Origin of the sequence: Streptomyces sp. HNM0575 (genome assembly GCF_012726265.1) — a bacterium.
In the GTDB taxonomy this organism is placed as follows: Bacteria; Actinomycetota; Actinomycetes; order Streptomycetales; family Streptomycetaceae; genus Streptomyces.
This window is the reverse complement of the sequence record NZ_JAASAG010000003.1, coordinates 327346-348509: the sequence shown is the minus strand read 5'-3', so window position 1 is coordinate 348509 and position 21164 is coordinate 327346. Positions and strand designations below refer to the sequence as shown.

Sequence of the window (21164 nt, the reverse complement as noted above, 5' to 3'; positions counted from 1 at the left end):
GATGGCGCAGGGAAAGAACGACGGCCCCGCCACGCCGGACAAGGAAGCGGTACGTGCGGTCCTGCGGGCCGCGCGTGCCGACGGCCGCACGTCGCTGACCGCCCCCGAGGGCAAGCAGGTCGCCGACGCCTACGGCATTCCCGTACCGGACGAGGGGCTGGCGGAGTCCGCCGACGAGGCGGTGCAGCTGGCCGACAGGCTCGGCTTCCCCGTCGTCATGAAGATCGTCTCCCCGGACATCCTGCACAAGACCGACGCGGGCGGCGTCCGCGTAGGGGTGTCCTCCCCGGCGGAGGTACGCACCGCGTACACGGAGATCGTGAGCAACGCCCGTGACTACGACGCCGGCGCGAACGTACTCGGCGTACAGGTCCAGCAGATGGCGAAGCCGGGACAGGAGGTGCTGGTAGGCACCGTCACCGACCCGACCTTCGGCAAGGTCGTGGCCTTCGGGCTGGGCGGCGTGCTGGTGGAGGTACTCAAGGACGTCACCTTCCGCCTGGCGCCGGCCTCCCGCGAGGACGCGGAGTCGATGCTGGACGGCATCAAGGCCGCCGAGGTGCTCAAGGGCGTACGCGGCAGCGATCCGGCCGACCGGGAGGCGCTGATCCGGGTGATCACCGCCGTCTCGCAGCTCGCGCACGACTTCCCCGAGCTTGCCGAGGTCGACCTCAACCCGGTCTTCGCCTCGCCGGACGGGGCGACCGCCGCGGACATCCGGATCCTGCTCACCGAGGGCGAGCCCGCCGAGCGGCGGCGCTACACGCCCGCGGAGATCCGCACCTCGATGCGGCGGCTGATGCAGCCGTCGTCGGTCGCGGTGATCGGCGCCTCCAACGAGCAGGGCAAGATCGGCAATTCGGTCATGCGCAACCTCGTGGACGGCGGCTTCTCCGGGGAGATCCACCCGGTCAACCCGAAGGCCGACGAGATCCTGGGGCGCAAGGCGTACAAGTCGGTCGCGGACATCCCCGGCGATGTGGACGTCGCGGTCTTCGCGGTGCCCGCGAAGTTCGTGCCGGACACCCTGGAGGCCGTCGGCGCCAAGGGGATACCCAACGCCGTTCTCATCCCCTCCGGTTTCGCCGAGACGGGCGAGGTGGAGCTCCAGGAGAAGATCGTCGCCATCGGCGAAAAGCACGGTGTGCGGCTGCTGGGGCCGAACATCTACGGCTACTACTCGACGTGGCAGGACCTGTGCGCCACGTTCTGCACGCCGTACGACGTCAAGGGCGGTGTGGCGCTCACCTCCCAGTCCGGCGGCATCGGCATGGCAATCCTCGGCTTCGCCCGCAGCACCAGCACCGGTGTCTCGGCGATCGTCGGGCTGGGCAACAAGTCCGACCTGGACGAGGACGACCTGCTCACCTACTTCGCGGACGACCCGAACACGAAGTGCATCGCGATGCACCTCGAAGACCTCAAGGACGGGCGGGCGTTCGTGGAGGCCGCGCGGGAGACCGTGCCGAAGAAGCCGGTCGTCGTGCTGAAGGCGGGCCGCACCAGCGCGGGCGCGAAGGCCGCCGGCTCGCACACGGGCGCGCTCGCGGGCGACGACGCCGTCTACGACGACGTGCTCCGGCAGGCCGGCGTCATCCGGGCGCCGGGTCTGAACGAGATGCTGGAGTACGCGCGGGCGCTGCCCGTGCTGCCCGTACCGCAGGGCGACAACACCGTGATCATCACCGGGGCCGGCGGCTCGGGCGTGCTGCTCTCCGACGCGATCGTCGACAACGGGCTGTCGCTGATGGAGATTCCGCCGGACCTGGACGAGGCGTTCCGCGCCTTCATCCCGCCGTTCGGCGCCGCGGGCAACCCCGTCGACATCACCGGCGGTGAGCCGCCCTCCACGTACGAGGCCACGATCCGGCTCGGCCTGGAGGACCCCCGCATCCATTCCCTGGTGCTCGGCTATTGGCACACGATCGTCACTCCGCCCATGGTGTTCGCGGAGCTGACGGCCAGGGTCGTGGCCGAGGCCAGGGAGAAGGGCATCGAGAAGCCCGTGGTGGCGTCGCTCGCCGGCGACACCGAGGTCGAGGAAGCGAGCCAGTACCTCTTCGACCGCGGAGTCGTCGCCTACCCCTACACGACGGAGAAGCCGGTCGCGGTGCTTGGCGCCAAGTACCGCTGGGCGCGGGCCGCGGGCCTGCTGTAACCGCAGCCCGGTGGTGGCGGTGCGGCATGCGCGCGGCGCGCCGCCACCACCGGACAAGCAGCACACGAACCACAAGAGCCGCACACGACCCGAAAGGAACTCCCGCACCAAGCAAGAGATCAGGACAGGGGGCGCTGGCCAGACTCTCTCTACGCAAGGGGTGCAGCACATGACGACGACGGAAAGCCCGGAATCCGCCTCGGGCGGCGGGTATCGGGAGATAACAGGCAGCAAGGGCCGCGTATACCGCGTGGGTGAGACGGACCGGGAGATTCTCGGTCACTCACGCAAGCTGATGGTCTACCTCCCGTGGGCGGCCATGATGTCCATCAGCGTCTTCGAGTACGCCTACGGTTCGGCCGAGGACGTGCTCGGCAAGGCACACGGCTGGACGCAGGGCAACACCTTCTGGATTCTGAGCGTCTGGGTCTTCTTCCAGGCGGGCGTGGCGTTCCCGGCCGGATGGCTGCGGGAGAAAGGCATGCTCACGGCCCGCAGGGCGATGTTCCTCGGCGCGGGGCTGTCGCTGATCGGCTTCCTCGCGATCTCGCACTTCCACAACGTCTTCGCCGCGATCGTGGGCTTCGGCGTGCTCGGCGGCATCGGAGCCGGCTTCGTCTACGCGACGAGCATCAACATGGTCGGCAAGTGGTTCCCCGAACGCCGGGGCGGCAAGACGGGTTTCGTGAACGGCGGCTTCGCCTACGGATCGGTGCCGTTCATCTTCATCTTCAACTACGTCTTCGACACGGGCAACTACCAGGCATGGCTGGACGCCATCGGTCTGTACGTGCTCGCCGTGGTGGCGATCTGCGCCTGGTTCTTCAAGGACCCGCCGAAGAACTGGTGGCCCGCCGACGTCGATCCGCTCGCCGCCGAGTCGGCGAGCGGCAAGGACGCGGCCAGCCTGGCCAAGAACCCGCCCGCGGTGCGCCAGTACTCCCCGAAGGAGGCCATGCGCACCGGGATGCTGCCGCTGATGTGGCTGCTCGTGGTGATGACGGCGGGCGTGTCCATCTTCGGCATCTCCTTCCAGGTGCCGTACGCGAAGGAGGTCGGCTTCGGTCCCTTCGTGGCGGCCTCGTCGATGGGTGTGATGTCGGTCGTCAACGGCGTCGGCCGGGCCGCCATGGGCTGGCTGTCGGACAAGTGGGGCCGCAAGACCACACTGATCTTCGTCATCGTGGTGCTCGGGCTGGCGCAGTTCGGCGTGCTGTGGGCGGGCAGCATCCAGAACGAGGTCCTGTTCCTGATCTTCGCCTTCATCTCCGGGTTCGGCGGCGGCGCGTTCTATCCGATGTTCGCGGCGCTCACGCCGGACTACTTCGGAGAGAACTACAACGCCACCAACTACGGGATCGCCTACAGCGGCAAGCTGGTCAGCGGCCTGTTCGGCGGCGGCCTGGGATCCATGGCCATCGACGCATGGGGCTACGACGGTGCCTACGTGCTGGCGGGCGTCATCTCGCTGGTCGCCGCGGTTCTGGCCCTGTTCCTACATCAGCCCGGACGCAAGCGGGTCCGGGACATCTCCGCCAACCCGCAGCCCATCAGCCGCGAAGCGGTCTGATCCGGGCCGGTGGCCGCCGCGCGCCGGCGGACGGTGCCCTCTCCGGCACCGTCCGCCGGCGCGTTCGTGCGCCCGAACCCCGGGCGCGTCAGCGTCCCCGCTCGCGCAGGGAGCGCAGATATGCCGCGGAACGGCGGGCCGTCCGGAGGGAATCGGCCGGAACGTCGTGCTCCACCTGCCAGTTGTGCTTCCGTCCGCCGGGCGTCCTGCCGACCTTCGTCAGGAAGCGGCGGTAGTCGATGTCGCCGTCGCCGACGTCCACCATGCGGTAGCCGTCCTCGGCGGTCTCGTCGTGTTCGCCGTCCTTGACGTGGAAGAGCGGATAGCGCTGCGGCTGCGCGAGCACGTAGTCCAACGGCTCGAACGGCGCCGGCGTGCCGTCGGGCCGGACGCTGAAGCGGTACTGGCCGGCATAGGCCCAGTAGATGTCCATCTCCAGGAAGACCAGCTCCGGGTCGGTCTCGGCGAGCAGCACGTCGTAGAGGCGCACGTCGGGCCGGTCCTCCGCGAAGCCGAACTCCATCTGGTGGTTGTGCTGGTAGAACTTCAGGCCGCGCTTCCTGGCGGCGGCCCCGTACCGGTTGAAGTCCTCGGCGGCGCGCTTCCAGCCGTCGACGGTGCGTCCGTAGCGGTCGGGGCTGGAGGCGGTGCCCACGTGGGGCAGTCCGAGCGCGGCGGCGTCGTCGACGACCTTCTCCAGCTGGGTGTCGAAGGTGTAGTCGCCGGGGTTGTCGGACGAGTAGCCGACGTGGCTGCCGATGCCGCGCAGACCGCTCTCCCGCAGCAGCGTGCGCAGCTGCCCGAGCGTGATGTCGCCCGTGCCCTGGGTGTAGCCGGCGAACTCGACCTGCTCGTAGCCGAATTCGGCCAGCTCCTCGAATACGGCGGCGAAGCCGAGGGAGGCCACCTTGTCGCGCAGGGTGTAGAGCTGTATGCCCAGCCGCCCCTTGGGTACGAGCGGCCGGCGGCGGCCGGACGCCGCGGCGGGGTCTGAGTCGGTGGCGGCGGCGTGTGCGGTGCCCGCGGCGCCGCTCAGCAGCGACGCGGCCGCCGCTCCGGCTGCGACGCCGAGGAAGCCGCGGCGGCGCAGCCGGCGGGTCAGTCCGGGGTCCGGTGTGCGCTTCGTGTGCGTGGCGGTACGTCTCATGAGTGCTCTCCCAGGGCGAGTTCGACGAGCAGGGACTTGACTCCGGTGGCGGGAAAGGGCTCCGGGCCTTCGGCCACGCCGGGGCGTGAGCAGATCAGCACCGGGGCCTCGTCGCTGCGTCCGGGAAGCCGGCCGTGGCTTCCGCGCACCGGTGAGGGGTCGAGCGGCACGACCGCCATGCGGTAGCGCATGCCGGTCTTCTTGCGTGCGAGTGCGGTCGCGGCCCGCAGCCGTACGTAAGGGTCGAGCGGGTCCATGAACAGCTCGGCCGGGTCGTAGCCGGGCTTGCTGTGGATCTCGACGAGCCGGGCGAAGTCGGGGGCGCGGGCGTCGTCGAGCCAGTAGTAGTACGTGAACCAGGCGCCGGGCTCGGCGACGGCGACGAGCTCACCCGAGCGCGGATGGTCCAGGTGGTGCTCCTTCTTGCCCTGTTCGCCGAGGAGCAGGGCGACACCGTCGAGGGGTTCCAGGGCGGCGCGGGCCGCGTCGAGGTCGGCCGGGTCGCGTACGTAGACGTGGGCGAGCTGGTGGTCGACGACGGCGAAGGCACGGGAGGTGGTCGGGTCCAGATACTCCATGCCGTCCTGGGTGTGCACTTCGAGCAGACCGGCGCGGCGCAGCGCCCTGTTGAGGTCGACGGTGCGGTCGACGGCGGTGATCCCGTATTCGGACAGGGCGACGACGGTGCGGCCTCCGGTGCGGGCGTCGTCGAGCAACGGCCCCAGTTCGGCGTCGAGTTCGGCGGCGGCACGGTGCGAACGCGGATCGTCGGGTCCGTACCGCTGGAGGTCGTAGTCGAGATGGGGCACGTAGCACAGCGCGAGGTCGGGCCGGCGGGTGCGCAGGATGTGCCGGGTGGCGCCGATGATCCAGCGGGAGGAGACGAGGCCGGCGCCGGGGCCCCAGAACTGGAAGAGGGGGAACGTGCCCAGTGCGCCGGTGAGTTCGTCGTGGAGTTCGGGCGGCCGGGTGTAGCAGTCGGGCTCCTTGCGGCCGTCGGCGTAGTAGACGGGTCGGGGGGTGACGGTCCAGTCGGTGGCGGCGCCCATGGCGTACCACCAGCAGATGTTGGCGACGGTGTAGCCGGGGTGGCGGGCACGCAGGGCGTCCCACAGCTTCTCCCCGGAGACGAGGGCGTTGTGCTGGCGCCACAGCAGCACCTCGCCCAGTTCGCGGAAGTACCAGCCGTTGCCGACGATTCCGTGCCCGTCCGGGGTGAGCCCCGTCAGGAACGTCGACTGCGCCGCGCAGGTCACGGCGGGCAGTACGGTGCCGAGCGGGCTCCGGCTGCCCTCCCGGGCCAGCGCGCTCAACCGCGGCATGTGGGCGAGGAGTTGCGGGGTCAGGCCGACGACGTCGAGTACGAGCAGTGGCTGCGGGCCGCCGGACGTGCGCCGGTGGTCCGCCGTGCGGCTCTGGTTCACGGCAGCTCCTTGAGGCCGAGGCGGGTCAGCATCTCGCGTGCGACGCCGAGTTCGGCGGCGATGCCGTCGGCCAGCTGCGAGCGGGTGCGGGGCCGCAGCCCCTGCGGCAGCGCCTGCCAGGTGTAGGTCTCCACCTCCAGATGGCGCGTCAGCGGCACGGGACCGCCGACGAGGCGCTTCAGGGACGCCTCCAGGACGTCGAGCGTGGACGTGAGCGGCGGCTCGGGCGGCGCGTGCAGCGGTACGTGGAAGTGCGAGCGCCACGGCACGTCTCCGGGCAACGCGCCGTTGCGCAGGGCCTGGCCGAGGTCGTCGGTGCCGCGTACGCCCGCGGCGGTCAGGGCACGGGTCTGGTGGAGGAAGCGGGGCTCGTCGAACTCGCCGAGGGCGGCGGGCACTCCGTCCGCCGCGGGCTGCTGGGCGTGCAGCGCGGCCGACAGCTGGCTCTTGACGACCGGCACGCCCGCTTCGGTGAGCGCGTCGAGTGCGCGCGCCGGATCCTCGAACTGGGTGGCCAGATGGCAGGTGTCGACGCAGACGCCGATGCGGTGCGCGGGCGGCCCGTCCGCCCCGGTCAGCACCTCAAGCGCGTCCGCGGTGGTCTCCACGGTGCAGCCGGGCTCGGGTTCGAGGCCGACGCGGACGCTGCGGCCCGTCATCTCCTCCAGCACGTCGAGCCGGACGGCGAGCACGCCGAGAGCGGTGAGGGCGGCCTCGCGACGCTCGGGCGTGAAGCCGTCGCGCCAGGCCAGCGGCAGCGTGGAGACGGTGCCCTCGGCGGCGTCCTCCGGCAGCAGCGAGGTGAGGAGCCGGGCGAGCCGGGTGGTGTGCTCCAGCCGCTCGGGCTCGGTCCAGTCGGGCCTGTAGACGCGGTACTTGACGCGTTGCGCGCCGAAGCCCCGGTAGGGGAAGCCGTTGAGCGTGACGACTTCCAGGCCGCGGCGGTCGAGTTCGGCGCGCAGCGCCCGTACGGCAGAGGGATCGGCGGTCAGCCTGCGCACGGCGTCGTGGGCCAGCCACAGGCCGATCCCGAGCCGGTCGCGGTGCAGGCGGCGGCGCACCGGCTCGGCGTGCTCGCCGAGTTGGGCCATGACGCCGTCGAGGTCCTCGGCGGCGTGCACGTTGGTGCAGTAGGCCAGGTGGACGGTCGAACCGTCCGGATGTCTGAAGCGCATCGGCAGTCCGCCTCCCCGTCAATTCCCGCCGCGCAGAATGGAGTTGCCCTCGTGCGTGGCCCCGGGGGCCGTCTCCTCCGGCGGTGCGGAGGTGAGTTCGAGGCGTCCGCTCTGCCCGTAGAAGGCGACGGGGTTGCGCCACAGCACCCGGTCGACGTCGTCGTCGGTGAAGCCCGCGTCGAGCATCGCCTCGCCGACTGCACGGGTCTTGAGCGGATCGCTGCGGCCCCAGTCGGCGGCGGAGTTGACCAGGACGCGCTCCGTGCCGTGCAGCCGCAGCAGGCGCACCATGCGCTGCTCGTCCATCTTGGTGTCGGGGTAGATGGAGAAGCCCATCCAGCAGCCGGAGTCGGCGGCTTCGCCGACGGTCGTCTCGTTGAGGTGGTCGAGGACGACCTGCTCCGGTGGCAGCGCGGACTCGCGGAGCACGTCGAGGGTACGGGTCAGCCCGGCGGCCTTGTCGCGGTGCGGGGTGTGCACGAGCGCGGGAAGGCCGTGGTCGGCGGCGAGTTGGAGCTGCGCGGCCAGTGCGGTGTCCTCGGCCGGAGTCATCGAGTCGTAGCCGATCTCGCCGACGGCGACGACGCCGTCCTTCACGAGGTAGCGCGGCAGCTCGTCGAGTACGGGCACGCAGCGCGGATCGCCGGCCTCCTTGGGGTTGAGGGCGAGGGTGCAGTGGTGGGCGATGCCGTGCTGGGCGGCGCGGAAGGGCTCCCAGCCCAGCAGGGAGTCGAAGTAGTCGAAGAAGGACGCGGGCGAGGTGCGGGGCTGGCCCAGCCAGAAGGACGGCTCGACGAGGGCGCGTACGCCCGCCTCGTACATGGCGGTGTAGTCGTCGGTGGTCCGCGAGGTCATGTGGATGTGCGGGTCGAAGATGCGCATCAGAACTCCTCGGGCGGGGGCGCGGGGGTCTCGGGTGCGGTGGCTCGCGGTGCGGCGGGTCGCGATGCGGCGGGGCTTGCGGCGGACGGTGCGGCGGGGCTTGCGGCGGGTCGGGGTGCGGACGGTGCGGTCTCCGGTGACGGGGGTTCCGCGGGTGGCCCGGCATGTCCCGTCAGGCCGAGCGCACGGCGCAGATCCGCCGGTACGGGACGGCCCGCGGCGGTGCGCTCGGCCGCGAAGTCCCGCAGCATGCGGGCCAGTTCGGCGTCACCGTGTGCCCGCTGCGCGAGCCCCGCGACGGCATCCAGCGGTACGCCCGTGAACAGGCACTTCAGCACCGCGTGCCGCCACGGGTGCGGACCGAGGCGGGCGGCGGCGTACGGGCCGACCGCCGCCGCGACGAGAGTCGTGTCGTTCGCCCGCAGCGCGTCCTCGACCAGCGGCACGGCGTCCGGTGTGGAACCGGCGGGCAGGAGGTGCAGGGCGCGCAGCACCGCGGCGCGCTCGGCGGCGGTGCCCTGCCGGTAGAGGCGGCCCAGGGTGCCGGCGTCCGCACGGGCGGCGTGCAGCAGCAGGACGCGTGCGTCGGCCGCTGCCGTACGTCCGGCGTGCCGGCCCGCGGAGGCGAAGTGCAGCTCCCACGCCGCGCCTTCGGGGTCTCGGGCGGCGGCGAGGGCGCGGTCCAGCCAGGTGCGGGCGTCGCCGCCGGTGTCCAGGGCGTTCTCTATGCGGGCTTCGACGTCCTCGATCGACGCGTCGTGGTACGGGGAGCCCGGCGAGCCGGGTGCGGAAGTGTTCAGCATGGGGCGGCTCCTGACTGCTCGTCGTCCGCTGCGTGCGGGGCCGGCGCCCGCGGTGTCGGCGCGTCCCGGGCCGGTGCGGCCGGTGCGTGGGGAGCCGGAGCGGCCGGTGCGTGCGGGGCCGGTGCGCGGGGAGCCCGGTCCGCTCCGGCTGCCGTATCCGGCGCCGCTTCGGCCTCCGCCCGCCGCAGGTGGCGTATCGACTCGCGTGCGCGGTCCGGACCGGCGTGGGAGTGGCGGGGCAGCTCCACGGTGACCAGCCCGCCGTACCGCGCCTCGCGCAGCGCGGCCAGCACGGGCGGCACGTCCAACTCGCCCTCGCCGAACGGCAGATGCTCGTGCACACCGGGCCGCATGTCCTCGATCTGCACATGCCGCAGCCACGGCGCGGCGGCCCGTACGCACTCGTGCGGCGGTTCCCTCTCCAGGCACAGGCAGTGCCCGACGTCCAGGGTGAGACCGAGGCCTTCCGGCTCGCCCAGAGTCGTGCGCAGCCGGTGGAACGCGGCCAAGTCGCCCAGCAGATGGCCCGGTTCGGGCTCCACGGCCAGCGCGACGCCTGCTGCCTGCGCGGCGGCGAGCAGTGCGGCGGTGCCGTCGGCGAGGCGGGGCCAGGCCGTGTGCGGGTCGGCGCCGTACGGCAGGACGCCGCTGAAGAAGTGCAGGGCGTGCGCGCCGAGTTCGGCCGCGACGCGCACGGCCTTCAGTAGCAGTTCCAGCCGGGCGGCACGGGCGTCCGGGTCGGGGTCGAGCAGCGTGGGGTGGTGCTTGCGGCGGGGATCGAGCACGTAACGGGCGCCCGTCTCGACGGTGACCTCCAGCCCGTGCCGCTCAAGTGCCCTGCCCACGGCGGCCGTTCGGCGCGGCAGGTCCGGGGCCGAGGGGTCGAGGTGCATGTGGTCGAGGGTGAGGCCCACGCCGTCGTAGCCGAGGTCCGCGAGCAGGGTGAGGGCGTCGCCGAGCCGCAGGTCGGCGAGACCGTTGGTGCCGTAGGCGTAGCGCAGCGGCGCCGCCGGCCCGTTGCCGGAGCCCGTGCCGGTCCGTGCCCCGGTCCGTGCCCCGGTGGGTGTCCCGGTCATGTGGGGCTGACCTTCCGTGAGAGCCGTGCGGCCGCCGGCAGCAGCGCCAGCACCGCGGCGCCGGACCAGGGCCGTCCGGCACGTGCGGCCAGTGCGGCCTGGAGCGGGATCGTGGCGCGGATGCCGCCTCCGACGGCGCGCTGGAGGAGCGGGGGCGAGGGATTGAACAGGGCGTGTGCGAGGGGTCTGCCACCGGTCGCGGCGTATGCGGCGGCGGGCACGGCCCGCAGCCAGGCCGTCCGCACGCCCGGAACCCGGGTGTTCACGGGATCGGGATACGGCGTGCGGGCCCGAGGCGCCCACGGCCCGTCTTCGCCCGCGAACGCGCCGCCGACGACGGACGCGACCAGGCCGACCGCGCCCAGCGCCCCCAGCGGCACGGCAGGCGACGATCCGAGCGTCTCGCGCCGTGACACCGCCGTCACGGCGAAGGTGTGCGCCGCGAGCAGCCCGGCGGCCCGCAGCACCTCCCAGGCCCGCACGGACCGCACCTTCGCCGACGCCACCGAACCGCCGTACCCAACCCCCACCAGACCCGGCACATACCCCGCCACCCATACAGAATCGGCACCAACAGCCCCCAGACCACCAGCAGTTGACGGCCCACGCCCGGCAAGCCGGGCAGGCCCGGAACCCCCGGCTACGCGCAGCGTCTCCCGCGCGCCCCTCCCCCGCCGCCGCGGTGCCGTCGGCCGGTCGGGAACGGGACGTACCACCGGCGAGGCGGTGACCCCACGCGCCGCTCGCCCCGCACCCGCCGTACCCGCCGCGCCCCGCGAGCCCGTCGCGGCCGTCGCGGCCGTCGCGACCTCCGCCGTCGCCCTCGTCCCCAGCACCAGGTCGAGCCCGCGTGCGGCCGCCATCGCCGCGGGCCCCAGCACCGTGTGCTTGAGCCCCAGGTCGTACGCCCAGACGGTGGCGGCGAGCGCGGACGCCGTCAGCAGCGCCCCGCGCCCGGCGGCGGAGGCCAGCCCGAGGCCCGCGGCCGTGAGCACCGCGGAGGCGGCCAGCGCCGCGCCGGGGTCGACGCGTCCGGACGGCAGCGGCCTGTCCGGGCGTTCGACGGCGTCGATGTGGCGGTCGGCGTAGTCGTTGAGCGCCATCCCCGCCTCGTACAGGCACAGCGACGAGGCGGCCGCGAGCGCCGTGCCCCGGTTGAGGCGGTGCCCCGATGCCGCGGCGCCCGCCAGCGCGTCGCCCGGCACCGTGAACAGGGCCGAGACGCGCAGCAGTTCGGCCCACGCCCCGGCGGTGGCGGCCGCGCCCGGCCCGCCGCCGCTCATGCCGCCGCTCATGCGGCCGCCCGCAGCCGCCCGGCGAGGGCCGTCAGCTCCCGCCACTGGCCCGGAAGGTCGCCCGGCCCGGAGTCGGGGTCCTTGAAGTAGAAGCCGAGCCCGTCCACGGGCCCTCGGCCTCCGCACTCGTGGACGCGCGCGACGATCCGTACGAGATCGAGCACGAGAGGCGCGGCCAGTGCAGAGTCGCAGCCCTGCCACACGGTCTGGAGGATCATGCGCGACCCGAGGAAGCCGTCGAAGGCCACGTGGTCCCACGCCGTCTTCCAGTCACCGAGCGCGGGCACGTCGTCGATGTGCAGCCGCCCTTCGGGCATCCGGCCGAGGCTGTCGGCGAGCACGCGTTCCTTGCCCGCGTTCTTCGCCGCGGCGGCGCCCGGATCGGCGAGGGCCGCGCCGTCGCCGCCGCCGAGCAGGTTGGTGCCCGACCAGGCGCGTACGGACAGTGCCCGCTGCGCGAACATCGGCGCCAGCACCGAACGCAGCAGCGTCTGCCCCGTCTTGCCGTCGCGCCCCGCATGCGGCAGCCCGGAGCGGAGTGCGGCTTCGCGCAGCCGCGGGTGGTGCAGCCCGGTTGACGGTGTGAAGTTCAGATACGGGCAGCCCGCGCGGAGCGCCGCCGCCGCATAGCGCGAGCTGGGCGGCAGCTCCGTGTCGCCGTCGTCGGGGGCGCCCTCCGTGGAGGCGACGTTGACGACGACGGTGCGGTCGAGCCCGTTGTCGCGGGTGAAGGCGGCGAGGTCGGCGGCGAAGGCGTCGGTCAAGTCCTCGTCGGAGCGCGGGCCTTCGCCCTCACGGAGATCGCCGGGCAGGGGGCCGCCGGGGCGTATGCACGAGTCCGCGGCGGCCAGTTCGGCGTGCACGGCGGCGGGCAGGCCGTGCGGCAGTACGCCGCCCACGACGAGTTGTTCGGCGCGCTTCGGCAGCGGGCACGACGCAGTGTCGTGGCCGCCGAAGACCAGTCCGCCCAGGGGCGGCAGACCGCATCCGGCGAAGGCCCCGGTCTCGGTGATCATCCCGGTGGGCGGATGCATCCCGGACGCGACCGCGGCGCACCCGGCGATCGCCGTCGTGGCGACCGAGCCGCGCGCTCCGACGAGCCAGACGCCGGTGCGGGGGCCGTCCTGGCCGGCGGTCGGCTGGTTCGGGTGGTCTTCGGTCACGGCCTGCCTCCGCTGTGAGGGGGTGTACGGATGGTTCGGGACGACGGGTGACGCGGCGAGGGGGTGAGGGGGCGCGTTGCGGGAGGGCGCGCGCTTGCCGAACGGCGCCGCGGGGACGGGGAGTCGGGGGAATCGGGACCGCGCTGGGCGTACGGGGGTCGGGGTCCGGGCTCGGAGTGGGCCGGGCCCGGCATCCGGGCCCGGCATCCGGGCTCGGGCTCGCCGGCCGGAGGCTCGGGTATCGGTACTCGGCTCGGTACTCGGCTGGGCGCTCGGGTCGGTGCTCGGCTCAGTCATCGGCTCGGTACTCGGCTGGGTCATCGGCTCGGGCCCGGCGCCGGGCCGGATCCCTCGGAACGGACCGGACGGGGCGGCGCGGTGCCAGGGCCGCGCCCCGCCACCGGCTGCTGCTGGGGCGGCGGGGAGGAGTCGGCGTTCTCCTCGCCCGCCGCCTGTACGGCGTCTGCGGCCCCCCTCGGACCGGTGGACACCGCGCTGACGGGCCGCCGGCTGCGGCTCGTCATCCGGCGTGAGCCGGACGGCGTGGAGGCACCGCGCGCCGCCTGACCCGGTGAGGGCCCGGCCGGCCCGGCGGCCTGCTCGCGACAGGCCGCCGGCCCGCGGCGCCAAGCGCCCCGCTCAGCCCCCGCCTCCCTCCCCGGCGGGCCCCGCCCCTTCTGACGCCGGCTCGCGCAGCCTGATGTTCCGGAAGGCCACGTCGTCGCCGTCGCCGTGGTTCTGGAGCCCGATATGGCCGTCGGTGAGGCTGCGTGCGGGGTCGGTGTTGGTGAAGTCGTTGACGAGGGTGCCGTTGAGCAGGATCCGCAACCGTTCGCCCTCGACGCGGATCTCGTAGGTGTTCCACTCGCCCGGCGGGTTGAGGGCCGCGTCACGGGCCTTCAGGTCGGCCGACTGGAATCCGTAGACGGAACCGGTCGTCTTCTCCGGCACGTCGCTCGCGTCGATCTGGATCTCGTAGCCGTTGTCGACCGCGGACCACGGGTCGTCGGAGGCGGGAAAGCCCACGAACACACCGGAGTTGTCGTCTCCGGCCGCCTTCCAGTCCAACTTCAGCGAATAGTCGCCCTGCCGGTCGGTCTCGTGCCACAACAGGCCCATGCCGCCGACGGTGTTGAGCGTCCCGTCGTCGCTCTCCTCGAAGTGGCCGGGCCCGGCCTGCTTCCATCCGTCCAGCCCGGTGCCGCTGTCGTAGAGCGGCTTGTAGCCGTTCTCCGGGCGGCAGTCGGCCTGCGCGGCGCCCGCCGTCCAGCGCAGCCCGCCAAGCAGGTGGGCGCGGAAGGCGGGGTCGGCGTAGGACTCCTCGGTGTGCCCGCCGCCGGTGTAGAAGGCCCGGCCGCCCTCGTACTCGTGGCACCAGGCGGTCGGATGGTCGTCGCCCATGCTGCCGCCGGTGTACGAGCCCTCGTCGAGGGTCGCCAGCACGTGGACGTTCTCCCGGGGATTCGTGCGGTAGTTGTACCACTCGTCCGTGCGTTCCCAGACCGTGCCCAGGTGCGCGGTGGACGGGTGCGCGCGGTCCTCGACGTCGACCTTCGCGGGCTGGATCGCCGGGTGCGAGTCGAACCACGCGCCCACCAGCCCGCCGTACCAGGGCCATTCGTACTCGGTGTCGGCGGCGGCGTGCACGCCCATGTACCCGCCGCCGTTCTCGATGTAGCCCTCGAACGCGGCCTGTTGGGAGTCGTCGAGCACGTCGCCGGTCGTGGAGAGGAAGACCACGGCGTCGTACGCGGCGAGCCGCTCCGGTGTGAAGACCCCGGCGTCCTCCGTGGCGTCCACCGTGAACCCGGCCTCGGCGCCGAGCTGTTCGAGGGCGGCGATGCCGTCGGGTATGGAGTCGTGCCGGAATCCGGCGGTCTTGGAGAAGACCAGCACCGATCCCGCGTCACGCGGCCCGGCCTCCTGTGCCCGTCCCGTGCCCGCGGGTCCTGTGCCGGACGCTCCCGTGCCGGCCGGCACCGCCGCCGCGGTCAGCAGCAGCGCCGCCGACGCGGCCAGGGCAAGGCGGACGGTGCGCGGGCCGCGCGCGGCGCGTACGGCGGCCGCGGCAGCTGCGAGGCGTGTCCTTCCCATGTGTTTCCCTCCTCTCATCCCTCCTCCTCTCAGCCGGCCGTGACCTTGAAGCTGTCCAGGTCGAACCGGTCGCCCGCGCCTCCGGTGAGGACCAGCGTCAGCTTCCCGGTGCCCTCCGGCGCGTTCTTGACGGCCGTGGTCACGTCCCGCCAGCCGTCTCCGTTGCCGACCTGGGCGGTGCCGAGCAGGGTCCCGTCGGGGCCTCCCGCCCGTACCTCGACGGCTCCGCCCGAGCCGTCGCCGCTCTTGACGCGCGCGGACAACTCCGTGACGTCGTGGGTGACATACGGGTCGAAGGTGATCCACTGGCCCTCGCCCGCGCCGGTGACCGCGCGCCCGCCCTCGGCGCCCTCCGCGTCGGCGACGGTCACGCCGTCGGCGGAGGTGGTGAAGTGCTCGGCCTGCCGGTGCTCGGGCTGGAGGATGCTCTGGTCGTGCCCGGTCAGCGGGTTCTGACCGCCGCCGCCGTTGTCGGTGTACTCGGCGTCGAAGACCCCGAAGATGTCTGCGTTCGGGTCGTGTTCGCCGTCGGCGCTGGTCTTGATGGTGCCCGAGCAGCCCTTCGCGGACGTGATCGGGTGGCCGTGGCTGTCGTGGCCGAGGATGTAACTGACCTCGACCTTCGAGCAGTCGACGTCACCGTCCTCCGGGTCGGTCACCTGCACCTTGAAGGGCACCTCGTCCCCGAAGCTGAACGGCTGCCCGTCGGCGGGCAGTTGGAGCTGCACGGTGGGTGCCGTGTTGCCGACGGTGACGATCACGCTCGCGCTGCCGGTCCGGCCGCCGGGATCGGTGGCGGTCACGGTGGCGGAGTACGTGCCGTTCTCGGTGTAGGTGTGCGTCGGGTTCGCTTCGCCGGACGTGGCGCCGTCACCGAAGTCCCAGCTGTAGCCGAGCTGTTCGCCGTCGGCGTCGCTGCTGCCCTCGGAGGAGAAGGCGACTTCCAGGGGCGCCTGTCCGCTGGTCTTGTCGGACGCGGCCTCGGCTACGGGGCTGTGCCCGCCCGTGGCGTTCTCGATCCGGTACAGCGCGGAGTTCTCGTCGCCGTTGAAGTAGCCGGTGCCGTAGTCCAGTACGTACAGGGCGCCGTCGGGACCGAACTCCATGTCCATCACCTGGGTGCCGCTCCAGGGGAAGGCGTTGATGGAGCCCACGTTGCCGTCGGCGTCCTGCTCGATCCGCTTGATCCACTGACGTCCGAACTCGCCGGCGAAGAAGTCGCCGTCGTACTCCTCGGGGAACTTCACATCGGAGTCGAGGTCCTTGTCGTAGCGGTAGACGGGGCCGCCCATGGGCGACTCGGAGCCGTCGCCGAACTCCGGCACGGACGCGCCGTCGTAGGGGATCCAGGCCGGCTGCGCGGGCGGCAGGTCGGTGAGTCCCGAGTTGTGGGGCGAGGTGTTCTTCGGGGCGTCGCAGTCGAACTTCTCACCGGACTGCCCGCTGCCGAAGTCGTAGTCGGTGTAGGCGTCGTTGTCGCCGGTGCAGTACGGCCAGCCGTAGTTGCCGGCCTTGGTGACGCGCGCGAACTCGACCTGCCCGCCGGGTCCGCGGGCCGGGTCGGCGGCGCCCGCGTCGGGGCCGTAGTCGCCGACGTAGACGGTCCCGGTGGGCTTGTCGACCGTCATGCGGAAGGGATTGCGGAAGCCCATGGCGTAGATCTCGGGGCGGGTCTTCTCGGTGCCCGGCGCGAAGAGATTGCCGTCGGGGATGTCGTACGAACCGTCCTCCGCGACCTTGATCCGCAGGATCTTCCCGCGCAGGTCGTTGGTGTTGCCCGCGCTGCGCTGGGCGTCGAACGCCGGGTTGCGGTCAGCTCGTTCGTCGATCGGCGTGAAGCCGTCCGACTGGAACGGGTTGGTGTCGTCACCCGTGGACAGCAGCAGGTTGCCGTCGGCGTCGAAGGCGATGTCGCCCCCGACGTGACAGCACAGGCCCCGGTTCACGGGCACTTCGAGGATCGTCTTCTCGCTGTCGGTCTTGAGCGTGCCGTCCTCGCCGAGCTCGAAGCGGGAGAGGCGGTTGACGCCGTCGAACGGCTTGAAGTCGTCCGCGTTCCCCGTCTCGGGGGCGTCGCCCTCGGGGGTGTCCATCGGCGGCGCGTAGTAGAGGTAGACGAAGCGGTTCGTGGCGAAGTCCGGGTCCACGCCCACGCCTTGGAGGCCTTCCTCGTCGTGGTTGTAGACGGGGATCTTCCCGGCGACCCTGGTGGCGCCGCCCGCGTCGGTCAGCCTCAGCGTCCCGTCCCGCGAGGTGTGCAGCACGGAACGGTCCGGCAGCACGGACAGCGTCATCGGCTCGCCGGTCTCGGGCTCGCCCTTGGCGAGGGTGACCTGCTGGAAGTCGGCGGCGGCGGCCTTCGCCTCCGGCCGGGGCGCGGCCGCGTAACTCGACGGCGCCGCACCGAGGTTCAGCGAACTCCCGAGCAGCAGCGCGGAGACGAGCACGGCGAACCTGGAACGGAACGCGGCGCGTACCCGGCGCCGCCACGGAAGTCCGGGCCTGCGCGGCCCGGAGGGCAGGGATGCAGAACGGGTGATCCTGTGCACGCGACTCCTCCTGGGAGGCGGAACGGTGGGTGACGTAGGTGTCGTTGACCGCTTGCTCTGGCACAGGCGCGCGCCGTCGCGCCGGAACGGTCCTCCGGGCGTACGCGCCCGGGAAGACCGGAGTCAGTGTGAAATCGTCCGTACGGGAGAGGAACGAGGGGGAAATCGGCTCATGTCCGGTACACCCAAGGACGGTAGCCATCTTCGTCCTATACCGAAACCCCTTTGACATACCCGGAGTTGGCTTCTTCCACGATGTGGACAAAGAGAGCTGCCCCGGCGCCACAACCGGACCGCGCTGCTCCACAGAGCGGCCGTACGGACACACGAACGCCCGCCCGGGCCGAAGCACCGGGCGGGCGTCGTCGTTCGTCGTCGTTCGTCGCGCCGGGCGCGACGAGGTGAACCAGGACGAGGTGAACTCGCGGGTCAGATACCGCAGTCGGGGGCGGACCAGAACTGGCCCTCGCCGCCCGCGACATGGGTGTGGTCGTCGTGGCCCGGGTAGCCGGGGCCGAGGATCTCGGTGAAGCCGTGGTCGCGGGCCGCCTGCGCCAGGGCGCAGAAGCCCTGGGAGCCGGCGCCGAGGTCGGCCGCGTGGCCGTACAGGTGGCGGCTGTTGGCCGCGCCGCCGACCGCGTCGTTGCACGAGACGCTACGGAAGCCGCCGTTGACGGTGATCGGCTTGTCGCCCATGGCGTGGCGCATGGCCTGGAGCTTCCACATGGTGACCAGCGCGTTGGACCGGGCCGTGGCCGCGTCGACCTTGCCGCCGGACCAGTCGGAGTTGCAGTTGTTCAGCTCGCCGTAGTCGAAGTTGACCGGGGAGCAGTCATCGTCCTGCAACTCGTAGATCTTGTTGAAGGTGGCCTCGTCCGCGGTGCCGTCGCCGCCCAGGCCGTAGGCCGACTGGAAGCGCTGCACGGCGGCCTTGGTGGCCGGTCCGAACTCGCCGTCGACGGCGAGCTGGCTGCCCGTTCCCGGGTATCCGGCGACGCGGATCTGGAGCTGTCGTACGGCCTCGCCGGAGGCACCCTCGCCGAGCGTCCCGCTCCAGGTGTAGCAGGCGTCGGCGGGGGCCGCGTCCGCGGCGGCGGCCGGCGCGGAGTTCGCGATGGCGGGCACGGCGGCGGGGGCGGCGAAGGCCAGACCCGCACCGGTGAGGACCGAGACCAGCACTCTGACAGGACGTGAACTCATGGCGGGACGTCGCCTTCCTTGGTGGGGCAAGGGGTGGAGAGGCATGACAGTGGTCGTCCGCACAGTTCTTGTCAAGAACTCGCAAAGTCGGCCCGGCAATTCATGACCTGTCCTGTAACGACCGGCAGTTCACCCCTTTCCTGTCGTGCGCGTGACGGCGTCCGTACGGGGCCGCACCCTACGGGCGGACGCGCTGGTCAGCGGATATGACCGTATGTGACGGTGCGTGCCGTCCACGGCATACGGGGAAACGGAGGCGCGCGGAGGCCGCCGGAGATGACGGACGTCATGGGCGGCGCCGCTGGTCCCGCCCTGGTCCCCGCCCTGGTCCCGGACCCGGTTCGCGCGGGCGGAGCCGCGCCCCGGGCCGGCGGGTTGCCCGGGGCGCGGCGGCTCAACCGGCGGTGGCCCGGGCCCGGTTGGAGATCAGCTGCTGAACGCCGCGTCGAAGGAGGACGTGGGCGGGTCGTAGTCGAACGCCTTCAGCCGCCGCAGCGCCTCCGGCGCGCCCGCCAGGCGGTCCATGCCGGCGTCCTCCCACTCCACCGAGACGGGCCCGTCGTAGCCGATGGAGTGCAGCATCCGGAACACGTCCTCCCAGGCCACGTCGCCGTGCCCGGCCGAGACGAAGTCCCAGCCGCGCCGCGGGTCGCCCCACGGCAGATGCGAGCCGAGGCGGCCGTTGCGCCCGTCCAGCCGGGTGCGGGCCTCCTTGCAGTCGACGTGGTAGATGCGGTCCCGGTAGTCGTAGAGGAACCCGGTGGGGTCCAGGTCCTGCCAGACGAAGTGGCTTGGGTCGAAGTTGAGCCCGAACGCCGGGCGGTGGCCGACGGCTTCGAGCGCGCGGTGCGTCGTCCAGTAGTCGTACGCGATCTCGCTGGGATGCACCTCGTGGGCGAAGCGCACGCCTTCCGCGTCGAAGACGTCGAGGATCGGATGCCACCGTTCGGCGAAGTCCTCGTAGCCGCGGTCGACCATGTGCGGCGGCACGGGCGGGAACATCGCCACCAGATGCCAGATCGAGGACCCGGTGAATCCCACGACGGTGCGCACCCCGAAGGCCGCCGCCGCCCGCGCCGTGTCCTTCAACTCCGCGGCGGCGCGCCGCCGTACGCCCTCCGGGTCGCCGTCGCCCCAGATGCGGGCGGGCAGTATGCCCTTGTGCCGCTCGTCGACGGGATCGTCGCAGACGGCCTGGCCCACCAGGTGGTTGGAGATCGCCCAGCAGTTCAGCCCGTACTTCTCCAGCAGGGCGCGCCGGCCGTCGGCGTAGTCAGGCTCGGCGAGGGCCCTGTCCACTTCGAAGTGGTCGCCCCAGCAGGCGAGTTCGAGCCCGTCGTAGCCGAAGTCGCGGGCCAGGCGGCAGACTTCCTCCAGCGGGAGGTCGGCCCACTGGCCGGTGAAGAGCGTGAACTGTCTGGGCATGTGCTCGACCCTCCTGGTCTCCCGGGATCTCCCGGGCCCGTCTCGTGCTGCTCGGACGCTCAGTCGCCGGACACGGCGATGTACGCGCTGTGCTTCGCCGCGCTCTCCTCCACCGCCGCCAGCACCCGCTGGACCTGTAGCCCGTCGGCGAAGGAGGGTTCGGGGTCGGTGCCGGTGGCGATCGCGTACAGCAGGTCCCGCGCCTGGTGTACGAAGGTGTGCTCGTAGCCCAGGCCGTGCCCCGGCGGCCACCAGGCCTCCAGGTAGGGGTGGTCGGCCTCGGTGACGAGGATCCGCCGGAAGCCGGACTCCGCCGCGGAGTCCGTGTGGTCGTGGAAGTTCAGCTCGTTGAGGCGTTCCAGGTCGAACTCCAGTGATCCCAGGGTGCCGTTGAGCTCGACCCGCAGGGCGTTCTTGCGCCCGGCAGCGACCCGTGTGACCTCGAAGGACGCCAACGCACCCGATGCCAGGCGCCCGTTGAAGATGGCGGCGTCGTCGACTGTGACCGGGCCGAGCGCGCCACCGGCCTCCTCGCCCGGCAGCGGACGCTCCGTCACGAACGTCTCCGTCTGCGCCGACACCCCGGCCAGCGGCGAGCCCGCGAGGTGCTGCGCGATGTCGACGGCGTGTGCACCGAGGTCGCCGAGAGCGCCGGATCCGGCCGCCTCCCTGCGCAGCCGCCACGCCAGCGGGAAGGAGGGGTCGACGAGCCAGTCCTGAAGGTAGCTGACCCGTACGTGCCGCAGTTCGCCCAGGCGGCCCTCGGCAACCATGCGACGGGCGAAGGCGAGTGCCGGCGTACGGCGGTAGTTGAAGCCGACCATCGTCAACTGGCCGCGCTCACGGGCCCGTCGGGCCGCCGCCGCCATCTCCTCGGCCTCTTCGACGGAGTTGGCGAGCGGCTTCTCGCACAGCACGTGCTTGCCTGCCTCCAGCGCCGCGACCGCGATCTCGGCGTGGCTCTCGCCCGGTGTGCAGATGTCGACGAGCTGGACGTCGTCGCGGGCTATCAGCGCCCGCCAGTCGGTCTCCGACGCCGTCCAGCCCAGCCGGCCGGCCGCCGCCCGCACGGCGTCCGCGTCCCGGCCGCAGACGGCCGTCATGGCGGGCGTGAGGGGAAGCTCGAAGACCCGGCCGACGGTGCGCCAGCCCTGGGAGTGTGCGGCGCCCATGAAGGCGTAACCGACCATGCCCACGCCGAGC

The 21164-nt window shown here is 72.4% G+C and carries 16 protein-coding genes; 3 read left to right on the top strand and 13 right to left on the bottom strand.

The window, feature by feature from the left end:
- Position 1: 1 nt before the first annotated feature.
- Together HCC61_RS09485 and HCC61_RS09480 are read left to right on the top strand one after the other, a co-directional pair.
- The gene (locus HCC61_RS09485) at positions 2-2158 is read left to right on the top strand and encodes an acetate--CoA ligase family protein (RefSeq protein WP_169134856.1); all 2157 of its coding nucleotides are present in this window, start codon (positions 2-4) and stop codon (positions 2156-2158) included.
- Positions 2159-2327: 169 nt separating this feature from the next.
- Complete coding sequence (locus HCC61_RS09480) at positions 2328-3728, top strand: OFA family MFS transporter (RefSeq protein ID WP_169134855.1); 1401 nt, start codon at positions 2328-2330, stop codon at positions 3726-3728.
- Positions 3729-3816: 88 nt separating this feature from the next.
- Here HCC61_RS09480 and HCC61_RS09475 read toward each other — a convergent pair whose 3' ends face one another.
- Genes HCC61_RS09475 through HCC61_RS09440 form a run of 8 tightly spaced genes read right to left on the bottom strand, consistent with a single transcriptional unit; the run spans position 3817 to position 12693 of the window.
- A complete protein-coding gene (locus HCC61_RS09475) occupies positions 3817-4875 on the bottom strand; it encodes a sugar phosphate isomerase/epimerase (protein WP_169134854.1) in 1059 nt (352 codons plus the stop codon).
- Positions 4872-6299, bottom strand: a complete 1428-nt coding sequence (locus HCC61_RS09470) for a nucleotide pyrophosphatase/phosphodiesterase family protein (RefSeq protein WP_169134853.1) — start codon at positions 6297-6299, stop codon at positions 4872-4874. Before HCC61_RS09470 ends, HCC61_RS09475 begins: the two co-directional genes overlap by 4 nt.
- The gene (gene eboE / locus HCC61_RS09465) at positions 6296-7474 is read right to left on the bottom strand and encodes a metabolite traffic protein EboE (RefSeq protein ID WP_169134852.1); all 1179 of its coding nucleotides are present in this window, start codon (positions 7472-7474) and stop codon (positions 6296-6298) included. Before eboE ends, HCC61_RS09470 begins: the two co-directional genes overlap by 4 nt.
- Before the next feature lie 18 nt (positions 7475-7492).
- Positions 7493-8356: a TatD family hydrolase gene (locus HCC61_RS09460; RefSeq protein ID WP_169134851.1), complete on the bottom strand. Its 864-nt coding sequence runs from the start codon at positions 8354-8356 to the stop codon at positions 7493-7495.
- Complete coding sequence (locus HCC61_RS09455; RefSeq protein ID WP_169134850.1) at positions 8356-9159, bottom strand: EboA domain-containing protein; 804 nt, start codon at positions 9157-9159, stop codon at positions 8356-8358. The genes HCC61_RS09460 and HCC61_RS09455 overlap by 1 nt, the downstream gene beginning before the upstream one ends.
- Positions 9153-10235 (bottom strand): sugar phosphate isomerase/epimerase family protein, encoded by a 1083-nt coding sequence (locus HCC61_RS09450; protein WP_169134849.1) that lies wholly within the window; start codon positions 10233-10235, stop codon positions 9153-9155. Before HCC61_RS09450 ends, HCC61_RS09455 begins: the two co-directional genes overlap by 7 nt.
- A complete protein-coding gene (locus HCC61_RS09445; RefSeq protein ID WP_169134848.1) occupies positions 10232-11530 on the bottom strand; it encodes a UbiA family prenyltransferase in 1299 nt (432 codons plus the stop codon). Before HCC61_RS09445 ends, HCC61_RS09450 begins: the two co-directional genes overlap by 4 nt.
- Complete coding sequence (locus tag HCC61_RS09440) at positions 11527-12693, bottom strand: inositol-3-phosphate synthase (RefSeq protein WP_346777106.1); 1167 nt, start codon at positions 12691-12693, stop codon at positions 11527-11529. Before HCC61_RS09440 ends, HCC61_RS09445 begins: the two co-directional genes overlap by 4 nt.
- A 378-nt stretch (positions 12694-13071) precedes the next feature.
- Between HCC61_RS09440 and HCC61_RS09435 the strand changes: the two genes are divergently transcribed.
- Entirely contained in the window at positions 13072-13260 is a 189-nt protein-coding gene (locus HCC61_RS09435; RefSeq protein WP_169134846.1) for a hypothetical protein, read from the top strand.
- A 72-nt stretch (positions 13261-13332) separates the two neighbouring features.
- On the opposite strand, the gene HCC61_RS09430 is transcribed toward HCC61_RS09435, so the two are convergent.
- From HCC61_RS09430 to HCC61_RS09410, 5 genes are all read right to left on the bottom strand, one after another.
- Positions 13333-14787 carry a ThuA domain-containing protein gene (locus HCC61_RS09430; RefSeq protein ID WP_169134845.1) on the bottom strand — a complete coding sequence of 485 codons (1455 nt, stop codon included), beginning with the start codon at positions 14785-14787 and terminating at the stop codon, positions 13333-13335.
- Between the two features lie 29 nt (positions 14788-14816).
- A complete protein-coding gene (locus HCC61_RS09425) occupies positions 14817-17234 on the bottom strand; it encodes a PQQ-dependent sugar dehydrogenase (RefSeq protein WP_346777139.1) in 2418 nt (805 codons plus the stop codon).
- A gap of 531 nt (positions 17235-17765) precedes the next feature.
- Entirely contained in the window at positions 17766-18536 is a 771-nt protein-coding gene (locus tag HCC61_RS09420; RefSeq protein WP_169134844.1) for a D-Ala-D-Ala carboxypeptidase family metallohydrolase, read from the bottom strand.
- Positions 18537-18962: 426 nt separating this feature from the next.
- Positions 18963-19961 carry a sugar phosphate isomerase/epimerase family protein gene (locus HCC61_RS09415; protein WP_169134843.1) on the bottom strand — a complete coding sequence of 333 codons (999 nt, stop codon included), beginning with the start codon at positions 19959-19961 and terminating at the stop codon, positions 18963-18965.
- A 59-nt stretch (positions 19962-20020) separates the two neighbouring features.
- Entirely contained in the window at positions 20021-21151 is a 1131-nt protein-coding gene (locus HCC61_RS09410; protein WP_240968856.1) for a Gfo/Idh/MocA family oxidoreductase, read from the bottom strand.
- Positions 21152-21164: the final 13 nt, after the last annotated feature.